The 14,560-nt window shown below is 67.9% G+C and carries 14 protein-coding genes; 7 read left to right on the top strand and 7 right to left on the bottom strand.

Features of this window, described 5'->3' with window-relative positions; genetic code table 11:
• Positions 1 to 191 precede the first annotated feature (191 nt).
• A complete protein-coding gene (locus tag FZ938_RS07490) occupies positions 192 to 416 on the top strand; it encodes a hypothetical protein (RefSeq protein WP_149197960.1) in 225 nt (74 codons plus the stop codon).
• A gap of 77 nt (positions 417 to 493) precedes the next feature.
• Here FZ938_RS07490 and FZ938_RS07485 read toward each other — a convergent pair whose 3' ends face one another.
• From FZ938_RS07485 to FZ938_RS07470, 4 genes are all read right to left on the bottom strand, one after another.
• On the bottom strand, positions 494 to 913 hold the full coding sequence (locus tag FZ938_RS07485) for an EVE domain-containing protein (RefSeq protein ID WP_149197959.1): 420 nt from the start codon (positions 911 to 913) through the stop codon (positions 494 to 496).
• A gap of 17 nt (positions 914 to 930) precedes the next feature.
• Positions 931 to 1,215, bottom strand: a complete 285-nt coding sequence (locus tag FZ938_RS07480; RefSeq protein ID WP_149197958.1) for a YciI family protein — start codon at positions 1,213 to 1,215, stop codon at positions 931 to 933.
• 74 nt (positions 1,216 to 1,289) lie between these two features.
• A complete protein-coding gene (locus FZ938_RS07475) occupies positions 1,290 to 1,919 on the bottom strand; it encodes a 3'-5' exonuclease (RefSeq protein WP_149197957.1) in 630 nt (209 codons plus the stop codon).
• A 22-nt stretch (positions 1,920 to 1,941) separates the two neighbouring features.
• A complete protein-coding gene (locus tag FZ938_RS07470) occupies positions 1,942 to 2,544 on the bottom strand; it encodes an NUDIX domain-containing protein (protein ID WP_149197956.1) in 603 nt (200 codons plus the stop codon).
• Between the two features lie 260 nt (positions 2,545 to 2,804).
• On the opposite strand from FZ938_RS07470, the gene FZ938_RS07465 reads away from it, so the two are divergent.
• Complete coding sequence (locus FZ938_RS07465; RefSeq protein WP_149197955.1) at positions 2,805 to 3,845, top strand: SAM-dependent methyltransferase; 1,041 nt, start codon at positions 2,805 to 2,807, stop codon at positions 3,843 to 3,845.
• Positions 3,846 to 3,858: 13 nt separating this feature from the next.
• Here FZ938_RS07465 and lepB read toward each other — a convergent pair whose 3' ends face one another.
• Positions 3,859 to 4,596, bottom strand: coding sequence for a signal peptidase I (gene lepB, locus FZ938_RS07460; protein ID WP_149197954.1), 738 nt, complete (start codon positions 4,594 to 4,596; stop codon positions 3,859 to 3,861).
• Between the two features lie 387 nt (positions 4,597 to 4,983).
• Between lepB and acnA the strand changes: the two genes are divergently transcribed.
• The 3 genes from acnA to FZ938_RS07445 all read left to right on the top strand — a co-directional run bounded on the left by acnA (position 4,984) and on the right by FZ938_RS07445 (position 8,603).
• Positions 4,984 to 7,671: an aconitate hydratase AcnA gene (acnA, locus tag FZ938_RS07455; RefSeq protein ID WP_149197953.1), complete on the top strand. Its 2,688-nt coding sequence runs from the start codon at positions 4,984 to 4,986 to the stop codon at positions 7,669 to 7,671.
• A gap of 240 nt (positions 7,672 to 7,911) precedes the next feature.
• Positions 7,912 to 8,124 carry a hypothetical protein gene (locus FZ938_RS07450; protein ID WP_109156982.1) on the top strand — a complete coding sequence of 71 codons (213 nt, stop codon included), beginning with the start codon at positions 7,912 to 7,914 and terminating at the stop codon, positions 8,122 to 8,124.
• A complete protein-coding gene (locus FZ938_RS07445; protein WP_149197952.1) occupies positions 8,121 to 8,603 on the top strand; it encodes a hypothetical protein in 483 nt (160 codons plus the stop codon). Before FZ938_RS07450 ends, FZ938_RS07445 begins: the two co-directional genes overlap by 4 nt.
• A 24-nt stretch (positions 8,604 to 8,627) precedes the next feature.
• On the opposite strand, the gene FZ938_RS07440 is transcribed toward FZ938_RS07445, so the two are convergent.
• Positions 8,628 to 11,792, bottom strand: coding sequence for a PAS domain-containing protein (locus tag FZ938_RS07440; protein WP_149197951.1), 3,165 nt, complete (start codon positions 11,790 to 11,792; stop codon positions 8,628 to 8,630).
• Positions 11,793 to 12,154: 362 nt separating this feature from the next.
• Here FZ938_RS07440 and FZ938_RS07435 point away from each other — a divergent pair, with 362 nt between their 5' ends.
• Positions 12,155 to 13,204 (top strand): amidoligase family protein, encoded by a 1,050-nt coding sequence (locus tag FZ938_RS07435; RefSeq protein ID WP_149197950.1) that lies wholly within the window; start codon positions 12,155 to 12,157, stop codon positions 13,202 to 13,204.
• 10 nt (positions 13,205 to 13,214) lie between these two features.
• Positions 13,215 to 13,958: a gamma-glutamyl-gamma-aminobutyrate hydrolase family protein gene (locus FZ938_RS07430; protein ID WP_149197949.1), complete on the top strand. Its 744-nt coding sequence runs from the start codon at positions 13,215 to 13,217 to the stop codon at positions 13,956 to 13,958.
• Between the two features lie 141 nt (positions 13,959 to 14,099).
• On the opposite strand, the gene FZ938_RS07425 is transcribed toward FZ938_RS07430, so the two are convergent.
• Entirely contained in the window at positions 14,100 to 14,519 is a 420-nt protein-coding gene (locus tag FZ938_RS07425; protein ID WP_149197948.1) for a hypothetical protein, read from the bottom strand.
• Between the last annotated feature and the right edge of the window lie 41 nt (positions 14,520 to 14,560).

Below are 14,560 nucleotides of genomic sequence, written 5' to 3'. Positions count from 1 at the left end.
GCACGCAGGTTCCGGCGCCGTTCGGACCTGAAACAGGGGGGACCGGGTGCCGCGACCATCCGCCGCGCCGCGGTGCAGCATGCGCCATGTCCGCGCCCTAACGAACGATCCCTTGCTTAACCCGACCTTAACCGACTGACAGCTATAGAGTTGCTGCATCACGGTAACGATCATCGGCGGCAAGGATCGCAATGGCCAGCACCACCAACGCGGACGATCTTCCCGAAGCGGGCGACACCGCCGGCCGCCTGACCGGTCTGGCCGACCGCACCAGCCTGACGGCCATCGACGCCACGCTGCGCGCCCTGGGCGCGCCCCTCACCGCCACCTCCGCCGCCGGCATGGCCGACATCGCCCGGCGCATGCTGCAGGCCACCAGCGACTTCCGCGCGGCGATGCAGGACGCGGCGGAGTAATCTGACGGTTCCGTTAACCCCCACCCTAACCCTCCCCCGCCCAGCGGGGGAGGGTTAGGGTGGGGGCAAGTGTCACCTCAAGCCGGCACTCCGACCCCTGCCAGATCGCACACGCGGGCCCATTCCTCATCGCTGACCGGGCAGACCGACAGGCGGGACTGACGGACCAGGGCCATCGACTGCAGCAGCGGGTCGGCCTTGATCTGCTTCAGCGTGACGGGCGTCTTCACCGGCATCACCGGAGCCACGTCGACCATGCCGAAGCGGCCGGACTCGTCGCTGGGGTCCGGGTAATAGGTGCGGACGATCTCGACGATGCCGACGATCTCCAGCCCTTCGTTGGAGTGATAGAAGAAGGCGCGGTCGCCCACCTCCATCGCCTTCAGATTGTTGGACGCCTGGTAATTGCGCACCCCGTCCCAATGGGTCCGGCCGTCGGCGACCATGCGGTCCCAGGAATATTTGAACGGCTCGGATTTCACCAGCCAATAGGCCATCGCCGGCGCTCTCCCGCTCAGGCCTTGGGATAGACGCGGCGCCAGGGCCGGATCGTCACGCTGTCGAACAGGCCGGCCTTGGCATAGGGGTCGCCGGAGGCGAAGTCCTGTGCCGCGGCGGCATCGGCACACTCGACGATCAGCAGGCTGCCGACCATGCCGCTCTGGTCGTCCGACAGCAGCGGGCCGGCGACGAAGATGCGGTCGGCGTTGGCCTCCAGATAGGCCAGATGCTCGGCACGGTTGGCGGCGCGGATATCGGCGGCACCCGCCTTGTCGACGCAATGGAACATGAACAGCATGCGGTTCGCTCCTTCATACGGTGGAGCGGGAGCCTAGCGCAGGGGCCAGCCGCGGGGAAGCCTCGGCTGAATCGTCACACCACGACGCGCGGACGCCGTGGCGGCGCCTTGCCACCCTTGCACGGTGAATAGCCGCCGGGGGCGATGCGGCCCGGATTGATCCCGGTGCGGGAAATCTCGCCAAAGCCGCGCAGCCCCATTTCCGCCGCGGCGGCCAGCGCGATGCGCCCGCAGGCCTCGGCGTCGCTGCCGGCATGGTGGTGGTCCAGCGCGATGCCCAGGAAGTCGGCCAGATGGTTCAGCCGGTGCGCCGTCAGCGTCGGCCAGGCACGCCGCGCCATCACGACGGTGCAGAGATAGTCGCAGGCCGGCCAATCCAGACCGTAATCGGTCAGGGTGTGGCGCAGCACGCTGATGTCGAAGGCGGCGTTGTGGGCCAGGATCAACCGGCCCTGCACCCGTTCGCGCAAGGTCGCCCACACCTCCGGGAATTCGGGGGCGTCGGCCACGTCCTCTTCCCGGATGCCGTGGATCGCACTGTTGAAGGAGTTGAAGCGCAGTTCGCGCGGGCGGATCAGATGCTCCTCCGTCCTGGTCACGCGACCGTCCTCGATCCAGGCGACGCCGATGGAGCAGGCGCTGGTGCGGGTCTCGTTGGCGGTTTCGAAATCGATGGCGACGGCGTGGCCGGAAACGACAGTCATTGAGGTCCGATGAGCAAGCAGGTCACAGGCGCAGAATGCTTGCGAGATCTTCGGGCAGCCCGTCTTCCGCCGCCAGAACCCGCAGCTTCAGCAGGCTGGCGACCGCCATGGCGTCGGTGATGGCACCGTCCAGCACCATGTCGATCACATCGGCGAAAGGCACGCGGCGCACCGCCAGAACCTCGGTCTCGTCGGGAGCGGACTCGCCCTGCTCCAGGCTCCAGGCGACGAAAGTATAAGCCACCTCGTCGGTGATGCAGTTGGACAGGTGCAGCTTCATCAGCGGCATCCAGCGCCGCGCCGTCAGGCCGGTCTCCTCGCGCAATTCGCGCGCCGCGGATTCCTGCGGCTCCAACCCCTTGCGCCCGCCGCCTTCGGGGATTTCCCAGCTGTATTGCTTCAACGGGAAGCGGTACTGGCCGACCAGCGTCACCGTCCCGTCGTCATGGATCGGCACGACGCCGGTGGCGATGCTGCGGGGGTGGACGACACCGTAGATGCCCGGGGCGCCTTTCGGGGTCAGAACCTTGTGTTCGACCACCTCCATCCAGGCGTTCTCGTATTTCGTCGTGCTGGTCAGCACGGTCCACGGATTGCCGGTGGACTCACCGGTTTCGATCGGCACGCGAAGCCCCCTTCGTCGGTTGCGACCGGAGTATAGTGAGGCAGCACCTCTGCCGCAATGCCTGCACTCAGCAGGCTCACAGACAAAAACCGGTAAAATTTTCGAACAATTGAGAAAAACAAAGTCGAAATCGTTAAATAATGGTTTCTTGACAGACAAATCCGTCGCACCTACTTCTAAATCACAGCTTCGAATGTCGATGTCATACCCAAAATGGGTTGGATTGATGTTCCGCCCAACGACCTGGAAAGGGCAGATGCGTGGTTCCGCAGGTCAGTCCGCAGGATTTGGAGCGGTGGCGTAACCCCGACTGGCGCATCCGTTTGGCCGCCTGGTGGGAAGGTTATGACCTGTCCCGCCTGCCCCGCGTCTCGCACCGGGCTGACCTGCGTAACTTGGCGGAGCTACGCCAGCCCGGACCGGTGGATGCGGTCGGTACCGCCACCCTGCCCGCGGCATCGTCCGACCCGGCAACGGCCGGCGGCAATCCGGAACTGGACCGGCTGGCGCTGATGCAGCTCGACCGTCACGGCGAACCCGTCTGGTCGCCGGCGCGCAGCGAAGGGGCGCAGCTTCTGTGGGGCCAGGACATGACCGGGCCGGAAGAGGCGGCGTGGATGGTCGACTCCGTCCGCTCCTTCGGGCTGAACCCGGCCAAGAGCGTGCTGGATCTGTCGGCCGGCCTCGGCGGCACCGCCCGCGCGCTGGTGGAGAGCTGCGACACCTGGGTGACCGGGCTGGAGCCGTCGCCGCTGCTGGCGAAGCTGGCGATGGACCGGTCGAAGGCGCTGGGCCTGTCGAAGAAGGCGCCGATCGCCCATTACGACCCGGAGCATTTCAACCAGGCCGGCAGCTTTGACCTCGTGATGGCCGACCGCATCGTCCACCGGCTGCGCGACAAGGAGCTGTTCCTCGACCGCGTCGGCGACTGCGTGAAGCCCAAGGGCGGCATCGCCCTTTTCGATTACGTGATCGACGGCACCCCCGGTTCCTGGGACGCCTGGAACGGCTGGCGGGAGGAGGAGCCGATGGAGGTCTACCCCTGGACCGCCACCCGCATGGCCGACGAGCTGACCCAGCGCAACCTCGACCTCCGCATTTCGGAGGATCTGACCCAGCTGCACCGCCGCCACATCATCGACCGCGTGCGCAGGCTGGCCGATACGCTGGCGAACGCCGTCCCGCCGCCGGCCCCGGTGCTGGCGGCGCTGAAGCGGGAGCTTGCGCTGTGGTGGGCGCGGCTGCGGGTGCTGGGCAGCGGCCTGCGCTTCGTCCGCTATGTGGCGATGAAGCCGGCGTGATAGGCCGCAACCGTCATCGGATCAGCCCGATACGGTCGAGCCGCAGGGCGGCCGGCCAGCGGGTCGGTTCGTCCAATGCCGAAGGATCGACGGAAAAATGCCGCAGATCGGCCCGTCCGACGAGGTTTTCGGCGGGGACGAAGCCGACGCCGCCGGCCGTCGCCTCCACCCGGCTGTCCAGCGAATTGCTGCGGTTGTCGCCCAGCATGAAATAATGGCCGTCCGGCACCCGCAGCGGCGGGGTGTCGTCAAGATCATCGCGCCCGGCCGCATGCAGAACCCGGTGTGCCGGCCCACCCGGCAGATGCTCCACAAATTGCGGGATGGTCCGGCGCCCGCCGTCGGCCGCCGTCTCGACGAAATCCTCCACCCGCTCCAGCTCCGCCGGCTGGCCGTTCACATACAGAACGCCGCCCCGCATCTGCACGACATCGCCCGGCAGCCCGACCAGCCGCTTCACATAGGTCTGCGCCGGGTCGCGCGGCAAGCGGAACACCACGATGTCGCCGCGCTCCGGCGCATGGCCCAGCACCCGCCCGGCGATGGGAAGCGCATCGAGCGGGAAGGAGTAGCGGCTGTATCCGTAGGGGAATTTGCTGGCGAACAGGAAGTCGCCGACCTCCAGCGTCGGCTCCATCGATCCCGACGGGACGTGGAAGGGCTGCGCCACCACCGAACGGGCGCCGAGGGCGACCAGTCCCGCGACCGCCACCGTGCGGATCGTATCCCAAAGACCACCCTTGCCCTGCATCGCCTGCCTCCCCTGTCCGTACCAGCTCACGCGCAGCAGACTAGTCCGGGAACGAAATCGCTGAAAGGCATATTCAATTCCGGATAGCCTAAAACTTTGTAATGTATAGACCACCGCGCCCTAACCGTTTCCAATACCGGAGCGCACGCCAAGTCTCGGCCCCTGGGCAGGACTGCCTCCTTTGTCTTGCGGCGGGGGTCATGTGGCGCGTTGATAGACCGGCCTTGCGCCCTACATCTTGGCTGTATGGCGCGTCCTGTCCGGCGGCCTTCCAGTCCATCCGACGAGAAGCATCTTCACAGGCATCGTTCCCGGTGCCCGCCCGAACCAAAAGCCACGATCCGGACGGCCGGATCCAAAAGCCACAGAAGCCAAGGAGTCTTTCCCGTGACCACCTTCACCGGCCAAGATTCGCTCAAGACCCGCCGCTCCCTTACCGCCGGCGGCAAGAGCTACGACTATTTCAGCCTGAAGGCCGCCGAGGAGGCGGGTCTCGGCGATCTGTCGCGGCTGCCGTTCTCCATGAAGGTGCTGCTGGAAAACCTGCTGCGGTTCGAGGACGGGCGCACCGTCTCCGTCGACGACGTGAAGGCGGTGGCCCAATGGCTGGTCGACAAGCGGTCCGACCGTGAAATCGCCTATCGCCCGGCGCGCGTGCTGATGCAGGACTTCACCGGCGTGCCGGCGGTCTGCGATCTGGCGGCGATGCGCGAGGCGATGGCGTCGCTGGGCGGCGACCCGACGAGGATCAACCCGCTGGTGCCAGTCGATCTCGTCATCGACCATTCGGTGATGGTCGACTATTTCGGCGGCGCCGACGCTTTCCAGAAGAACGTCGACCTGGAGTTCGAGCGCAACCTGGAACGCTACGCCTTCCTGCGCTGGGGACAGAAGGCCTTCGACAATTTCCGCGTGGTGCCGCCGGGCACCGGCATCTGCCATCAGGTCAACACCGAATACCTGTCGCAGGTGGTGTGGACCGACAACGACCCGTCGGGCAAGCCGGTGGCCTATCCCGACACGCTGGTCGGCACCGACAGCCACACCACCATGGTCAACGGCCTGTCCGTGCTGGGCTGGGGCGTCGGCGGCATCGAGGCGGAGGCGGCGATGCTGGGCCAGCCGATCTCCATGCTGATCCCCGAGGTCGTCGGCTTCAAGCTGACCGGCCGGATGAAGGAGGGCATGACCGCCACCGACCTCGTGCTGACCGTCACCCAGATGCTGCGCAAGAAGGGCGTGGTCGGCAAGTTCGTGGAGTTCTTCGGGCCGGGGTTGGACAGCATGACGCTGCCCGACCGCGCCACCATCGGCAACATGGCGCCGGAATATGGCGCGACCTGCGGCATCTTCCCGATTGATGCCGAGACCATCCGCTACCTGACCTTCACCGGCCGCGATCCCGACCGCGTGGCGCTGGTCGAGGCCTATGCCAAGGCCCAAGGCATGTGGCGCGAGCCGGGCAGCCCCGACCCGGTCTTCACCGAGGTGCTCGAACTGGACATGGCGACGGTGGAGCCGTCGCTGGCCGGGCCAAAGCGCCCGCAGGACCGCGTCGCCCTGTCGGGCATCGCCCAGGGCTTCGCCAAGGACATGACCGACGCCTACAAGGCCGACGATCCGAACAAGGCGGTTCCGGTGAAGGGCACCGACTACAGCCTGGAACAGGGCGCCGTCGTCATCGCCGCCATCACTTCCTGCACCAACACCTCCAACCCGGCGGTGCTGGTCGCCGCCGGCCTCCTGGCCAAGAAGGCGGTGGAAAAGGGGCTGAAGCAGAAGCCGTGGGTCAAGACCTCGCTGGCGCCGGGATCGCAGGTGGTCACCGACTATCTCGCCAAGGCCGGGCTGCAGCCCTATCTGGACCGCATCGGCTTCAATATCGTGGGCTATGGCTGCACCACCTGCATCGGCAATTCCGGCCCGCTGCCGGAGCCGATCGCCGCGGCGGTGGAAGAGGGCAACCTCGTGGTTGGCGCAGTGCTGTCGGGCAACCGCAACTTCGAAGGCCGCGTCAACCCGCACACCCGCGCCAACTATCTGGCCTCGCCGCCGCTGTGCGTCGCCTATGCGCTGGCCGGCAACCTGAACATCGACCTGACCAGGGACCCCATCGGCACCGGCACCGACGGCCCGGTCTATCTGAAGGACATCTGGCCGAGCAACCGCGAAGTGCAGGACGCCATCGACGCCTCGCTGACCGCCGAGATGTTCCGCAGCCGCTATTCCGACGTCTTCAAGGGGCCGGAACAGTGGCAGGCCATCGCCACGGCGGAAGGCCAGACCTACCAGTGGCAGGAAGGCTCCACCTATGTGAAGCTGCCGCCCTTCTTCAGCGGCCTGACCAAGACGCCGGACCCGGTGTCGGACGTGCGCGGCGCGCGGGCGCTGGCGGTGCTGGGCGATTCGATCACCACCGACCACATCTCCCCCGCCGGCTCGATCAAGAAGACCAGTCCGGCCGGCGAGTATCTGCTGAGCTATCAGGTCCGTCCGCAGGACTTCAACAGCTACGGCGCCCGCCGCGGCAACCATGAAGTCATGATGCGCGGCACCTTCGCCAACATCCGCATCCGCAACGAACTGATCCCCGGCGTCGAAGGCGGCGAGACCAAGCATTACCCGTCGGGCGAGCGGCTGCCGATCTACACCGCCGCCATGCGCTACGCCGACGAAGGCGTGCCGCTGGTGGTGGTCGCCGGCAAGGAATACGGCACCGGGTCGAGCCGCGACTGGGCGGCGAAGGGCACCCGCCTGCTGGGCATCCGTGCGGTGATCGCCGAGAGCTTCGAGCGCATCCACCGCTCCAATCTCGTCGGGATGGGCATCCTTCCCCTGCAGTTCAAGGACGGCGTCACCCGCGCCGACCTGAAGCTGGACGGATCGGAGACCTTCGACATCGCCGGCATCGAACAGGACCTGCGCCCGCGCAAGGACGTCACCCTGACCCTGACCCGCGCCAGCGGCACGGTGGAGACCTACCCGCTGCTGCTGCGCATCGATACGCTGGACGAGGTGGAGTATTACAGGAACGGCGGCGTGCTGAACTTCGTGCTGCGGAACTTGGCGAAGTGATCGTGCATGCGCTGCATTCGCCACTTTATTCGTGAGCGAATGTCCCGCGGGCCGGAGTCTTGGTTGGGCGGCGCCTGTTCTCTTCTTCCTTGACGGGTGCCGCCGTGCCGAACTAGAAAATGTGAAGAGCGATCGGGAATTCCCGGTCGCTTCGCATTTCGGCCGAACGGCCATCACCAACCCGGCCCTGGATGCGGTTCCGACCTGCATCTGGGCGGTCGAACATGGGTTGATCGCACTATGCCCAACCTGCAGGACGTCATGGACAACCCGCAACTGCTTGCGGAATCCATTGAACGAATGATGAAGTATCGCGAAACCCGCGGCGAAGTGTGCCTGAACCACGGCATCCGGACGAGCGAAGAGCTTGACGCGCTGGTCAGCAAGGCTCCCAAGGACGACGATGTGGATGTGAACGCCTATCGGCGGCTGCTGGGGATTCCCACCGAATGATCGATGGCGAACCAGCGTTACCGGAGTTTTCCTTTTCCAACGATGTCTGGTCCAGGATCTTCTCCGATTATGTAAGCTTCCTATGGAAGGCCTGCGGCGTTTTCGGTCTTTCGCAAAAGCACATCGAATACAGCGACCGTGAACTGGCGCTCGCCGTGAAGGAAGCGGAAATCGATATCCGTGCGATGCTTGCCCGGCGTTCCAAGTCTCGTGGCGTCAGTCACGGCAAGATCGCGGGGGGCCTCGCTTTCCGGCTGAGCCGCTTCAAGATCGTCCACTTCAAGGAAGAGGCCTGGGACAACAGCCACTTCCACCTCATCCAGGAATTGGCTGCGACGCTGCTGGTCCGCAAGCTGTTCGTACAGCGCCATGTCCCGGAAGCGAACATCCTCGAACTCAGCTACCAGCTGTCGCGCCGCCATGCGAACCAGGAGACCGCTGGGCTGTTCTTCGACGCCTTCGTGGCGGAGGCCGGCTGACCCGACCCGACCTCCGCTCTCCCCTCACGCCGCCCCGGCGCTCGCCATCATCCGGCGCAGGTCGTTGGGGAAGACCGGCTTGTGCAGGATGCGGAAACCGCGGCGCTCGGCCTCCTCCTGGCGTTCGGTGCTGGTGTCGCCGGTCAGGATGATGCCGGGAATGGTCTGGCCCAGCATGGTCTGGACGGCACTCACCGCCTCCGGACCGGTGCGCCCCTGCTGGAGCTGGTAGTCGGCCAGCACGATCTGCGGGCAGCGGCCGTCGGCGCGCAGCCGTTCCAGCGCCTGATCGCCCGACTTCGCGGTCAGCACGTCATAGCCCCAGCCTTCCAGGATCGCCTTGAGGCCGAGCAGGATGATCGCCTCGTCGTCGATCACCAGCACCATGCCCTTGGCCGCAGTAGCCCCGGTGGCCGCCGGGGCGGCAATCGTCGCCGCTCCCGCCTTCGCGGCCCCGCCGCCGCTCCGCCCGCCGCCGAAGGCGTTGGCGATGGCGCTGATCGCCTGCCCGCGGTCGTTGGCAGCGGAGTTGGCGGCGGCGTTGGTGGCGGCATCGTTGGCGACGGAGTGGCGCGCCAGCGTCGCCGCGGCGGCGGCGGTGCCGCCGGCCGGACGCGGCGTGCTCCGGGAGTTGGCCTTGGGAGCGCCAAGGATCACCCGCGGCAGCTCGACCGCGAAGGCCGAGCCCCGGCCCTCCCACGAGCGCACCGTCACAGGATGGCCGAGCAGGCGCGACAGGCGCTTGACGATCGCCAGACCGAGGCCGAGGCCGCGTTCGCTGCGCTCGCCCAGCTGGGTGAACTCCTCGAAGATGTCCTCCAGCCGGTCGGCGGGGATGCCGCTGCCGGTGTCCCACACCTCCACCCGCATGCCGGACGGCGTCCGGCGGCAGCCCAGCAGCACCTTGCCCTTGGTGGTGTAGCGCAGCGCGTTCTCGACCAGATTGCGCAGGATGCGTTCCAGATGGGCCGGATCGGTGCGGACCCAGGCGCGGGTCGGCACGGCGCGCAGTTCCAGCCCCTTCTGGGCGGCGCGCGGGCCGTACTCGGCGACCAGCCGGCCGAGCAACTGGTTCAGCCGCACCTCGACCGGGGTGGCGACGATCTTGCCGGATTCCAGCCGCGACATGTCCAGCAGACCGTCCAGCAGGGTCTTCAGCGTGTCCAGCCCCTGGCGGATGTTGTCGAGGATCGGCAGGGCCGGATTGCCCTGCAGCCGGTCGCTCAGCGCCGCGGTGAAGAGGTAGAGCGACTGCACCGGCTGGCGCAGGTCGTGGCTGGCGGCGGCGAGGAACTTCGACTTGCCCTCGTTGGCCTGATCGGCCTCCTCCCGCGCGCGGCGCAGCTCGGCCTCGGCCTTCTTGCGGTCGGTGACCTCGACGGCGGCGCAGGTGACGCCCTCCACCCGGCCGGACGGGTCGCGTAGCGGATCGACGGTCAGGTCGAAGAAGCGGTCCTCGCCCTTGCTGCGGATGCGCACCTCTTCCCGCGCGCCGACACCGCTCTCCATCACCCGGCGCTTCAGCGCCATCATGCCGTCGGCGTCCTCGCCATTGTCGAACAGGTCGGCGTCGGTGCGGCCGATCAGCGCGTCGGGAGCGACGCCGAGCCACTCCGAATGTGCCCAGGTGTAGCGCAAATCCTGGTCCTGGTTGAACACCACCACGCCGGAATTGCGCAGGCCGGTGCGCACGCGCTCCTCGGCGACGCGCAGCGCCTCCTCGGTGCGCTTGCGCTCGGTGATGTCGATGCCCGTCGCGATCAGGTGGGTGACATGGCCGTCGGCGTCGACCATCGGGGTCAGGTTGACGTCCACCGTCATTTCGCGCTGGGCCGTCTCCCGCGATGCCGTCTCCCTCCCCGGCGCCAGCCGCAGCCCGGCGTCGAAGCGGGAGGAGCGCCCGCCCGCCCCAAGCGCCAGCGCCTGCCGCAGCCGCTCGCGCCCGGCCTCGTCGAAGGACAGCCAGCAGATCTCGTCGAAGGGACGGCCGACGATGCGCGCGGCCGGCAGCCCGGCGGCATCGGCCGCGACGCGGTTGACCTGGGCCACCGCCCCGTCCGGCGTCAGCACGCCGACGAAGGCCGGCAGCGCGTCCAGCACGGCGCGGATATGGCCCTCCGACTGGCGCAGCGCGGCTTCCCGCGCTTCCAGCCGGTCGGCCATCATGTCGAAGGCGTGGCCGAGCTGACCGATCTCCGACGAGCGGTCGGACAGCTTGACGCGGGTGGCGGTCTTGCCCTCGCTCCAGTCGCGGGCGGCCGAGACCAGCGCGTCGACCGGGCGGCGGATGAACAGGGTGCCGCCGATCCAGGCGGCGGCGGCGGCGACCAGGAAGCCGGACAGGGTCATCAGCAGCCCGTCGCGGGTGGCACGGTCCACCACGCCCATGGCGGCGCCACGGTCGACGCCGACGCTGATGAACAGGTCGCGGATGCCGGCGGACGGCGGGGAGTAGGCCAGGATGCGCGACACGCCGTCCAGTCCGGGCCGCGTGGCCACGCCGGTCTCCCTTTCCGACAGCAGCGTCAGATAGCTGTCGGGCAACCGTTCGCCGGCGCGGCCAAGGGTGCCCGGCAGCTTCACCAGGACGGTGCCGGACCGGTCGGCGACGGTCAGGGTCGTGTTCTCCGGCATCGGACGGGAGGCGAACATGGCGGCCAGCCGCGACACGTCCAGCGACAGCGCGACCACCCCGGCCCGCCGGCCTTCGGCATCGGCGTAAGGAGCCGCAACCGGCAATTCACCGCCGGCGTCGCCGGAGTGGGTGATCGTCCATTCGCCGACGGAAAAGCGCCCCTGGCCTATCGCCCGGCGGAAATGCGGCTGGGCGGCCAGCGAGGCGCCGATGCGCGACGGGTCGGCGCTGCACAGGATGCGGCCTTCGGCGTCGGTGATCGACAGGGTCCGGTAATCGGCGGAGCGGGCGGCCAGCCGTTCCAGATAGGACTGGCAGTTTTCGATCTCGCCCCGGCGCAGGAACCGCGTCTCGGTCACCGCGGTGACCATCAGGCGGGCGCTGTCGATGATGCGGAAATGCTCGCTTTCCACCTGACGCAGGAGCCGCTCGGCCTGGAGCGTGACATCGGCTTCGCGCTCCGCCCGCTGTTCGAGCACGCTGTAGATCTGGATCCCGATCGCCGGAAGCACCGCAAGCAGGACCAGGATGAAGAGGCGTGCCAGAAGGGTCATGGCGTAGACGAGGCTCCTCCGCGAAGCCGACCGGATGGAACGCAGATGCGCCACCGTGCCGCGTGTCTATCGCTAACGCACTTATGGTTAAGCGCCGGTTAATTTAGAGAACTGCAGCACAGCATAAACGGAAGGACATGAACGAAAGTCGGAAGATTTTCTCTAAAGTGCCGGTAATCGAGCGGCATTAATATCTAAACTCCAAACATACCACCATCGGATGGTTGTCATCGAAAGGGGTATGCCCGCTCCTCTGCCTTGATTCCCCCCTGCGCGATGGTCAACAACTTTCCCCATCGCCGGATTTGCGCCAAGGTACCGGTGAGGGAACAGCGTGCGGAATACGCTGTTGATGGCTTGCAATGACCACACCCTTCCTCCTCCCCCCGCTCCGCACCACTCCCCAGGGCACGCCGCGCCGCGTGGGGGTGGAACTTGAATTCGCCGACCTGGACGCGCCGTCGGCCGCGGCCTGCGTGCGCAGGCTGTTCGGCGGAACGGTCGCCGTCGAGAACCCGCACCGATGTCTGGTGACGGGCACCCGGCTCGGCGACTTCACGGTGGAGCTGGACATGCGCTCCGCCCACAGCGGCAAGGGGGGAGCGGCGATTCTGGACCCGTTGCGTCCGCTATGGGGCAACATCGGCAGCCTGGTGATGCCCTTCGAGATCGCCGCACCGCCGGTGACGGTGGAGCAGATGCCGGAGCTGGAGGAGATGGTCGCCTGCCTGCGCGCGCTGGGTGCCGCCGGGACGGAGGCCAGCCCGCTCTTCGCCTTCGGCCTGCATTTCAATCCGGAAGTGGCGCGGACCGACGCCGATTACCTGCTGGACACCTTGAAGTCCTTCCTGCTGCTGGCCCCCTGGCTGCGGCGGGAGATCCGCGTCGACGTCACCCGGCGGCTGTCGGGCTTCATCGCCGCCTTCCCGACGCCCTATGCCGCCAAGGTGGTGGATCCCGCCTACCGTCCCGATCTCGGCGGGCTGATCGACGATTATCTGGCCGACAACCCGACCCGCAACCGCGAGCTGGACCTGTTCCCGCTGTTCGCCCATCTCGACAGCGACCGGCTGGCCGCGGCGATGCAGGACCCCCATATCCGCCCGCGTCCGACCTTCCATTACCGGCTGCCCAACGCGCGGCTGAGCGACCCCGGCTGGTCGCTCGCCGCCGACTGGAACCGCTGGGTGACGGTGGAGCGGCTGGCCGCCGACCGCGCCCTGCTGGACGGTCTCGGCACCGACTACCGCCGGGCGGCCGAGGCGCAGCAGCTGGACGGCTGGGCCGAGCGCATCGACGCCCTGCTCGCCGCCGATCCGACCCTGCGCAATTCGACCCTGGGTGGAGCCGCCGGCCAGGACGGCGTCGTGGACGACTCCGCCCGGGACGACTCCGCCCGTCAGGCGGGCTGAGGGGATCGCCATGGCATCCATCGTTGGCAGGTCCCGGCCGCTGGTCGGCATCACCGCCTCGATCCATGGCAGCCGCATCGCCGCCATGGCCAACCGGCTGGCCCTGTGGCGGGCCGGTGCCTCGTCGGTCCGCATCACGGCCGAGTCACCCTTTCCCATCGACCGGCTGGACGCGCTGGTGGTCGGCGGCGGCGACGACATCGACGCCTCGCTCTACGGCGAATCCGCCCGCCCGCAGATCCGCATCGATCCCGAACGCGACCGGCTGGAGATGCGGGCGCTGGACTGCGCCGCGAAGATCGCGCTGCCGGTGCTGGGCATCTGCCGCGGTTCGCAGATGATCAACGTCCACCGCGGCGGCTCGCTCCACGTCGACATCCACGAGGTGTACGAGGAAGCGCCGCACATGCGCACCGTGCTGCCGCGCAAGCGCATCCGGATCGAGCCGGACAGCCGGCTCTACCGCATCCTCGGTATCGCCGAATGCCGGGTGAACGCCCTGCACCACCAGTCGGTGGACCGTGTCGGCGACGGGATGCGCGTCGTCGCCCGCGAGCGGGCCGGCGTCGTCCAGGGCATCGAGGCGCCGAACGAGCCCTTCCTGATCGGCGTGCAATGGCATCCGGAATATCTGGTCGCCGACAACCGCCAGCAGGCGCTGTTCCGCCATCTGGTCGCCACCGCCGCCGGCACCGCTCCGCTGGACGATGTCGCGGAGGTTGGGCCCCGCCGTTCGGTTCGCGCCCCCGGCTGACGGCGCGCGGCTGACGGCGCGCTTGCGTCGCATCACCCTTCCCGGCGCCCTGCCCGGGCATTCGCCGGCGTCCAAAACGACGCGGGCGCCGCCGGAGGGATGGCTCCGGGGCGCCCGCGGTGACTGCCGCGATGCGGAAGGTTACTGGCTGCCGCCCTGGTCCGGGCCGCAGTTCGGGGTGCCCGGCGGGCAGTGGGTGCCGGTGGCGGTCTGGTTGTCGCGCGGGACGGTGCTGCCGGTGTTGTTGCCCATGCCCGAGGGAGCGGTGGTCACGCCCGGCATCGAAGAACCCGAGCCGTTGCTGTAGGTGCCGGACGAACCGGACGTGCCCGGCATGTCCACACCGCCGGTCGAGGAACCGGCCGACGGCGAGGTGGTGGCGCCCGGCGCGGTGCGGACGACGCCATCCGGGCCGGTATAGCCGCTGCTGCTGCTCGGAGCGGTGTCGTAGGCGCCGCCGCTCTTGACGGTGCCGGGGCTCTCTGACTGAGCCGTCTGGGCCATGGCCGGTGCGGCCATCAGGAGAACCGCAGAAACGGCGCCGATCATCAGGTTACGCATCCTCGAACTCCTTCATGGTGGCAACGCCTCGCATTCGGGCG

It is taken from the genome of Azospirillum oryzae (assembly GCF_008364795.1).
Lineage (GTDB): Bacteria > Pseudomonadota > Alphaproteobacteria > Azospirillales > Azospirillaceae > Azospirillum > Azospirillum oryzae.
The sequence above is the reverse complement of the archived record's forward strand: the minus strand, read 5'-3'. Positions and strand labels throughout refer to the sequence as shown.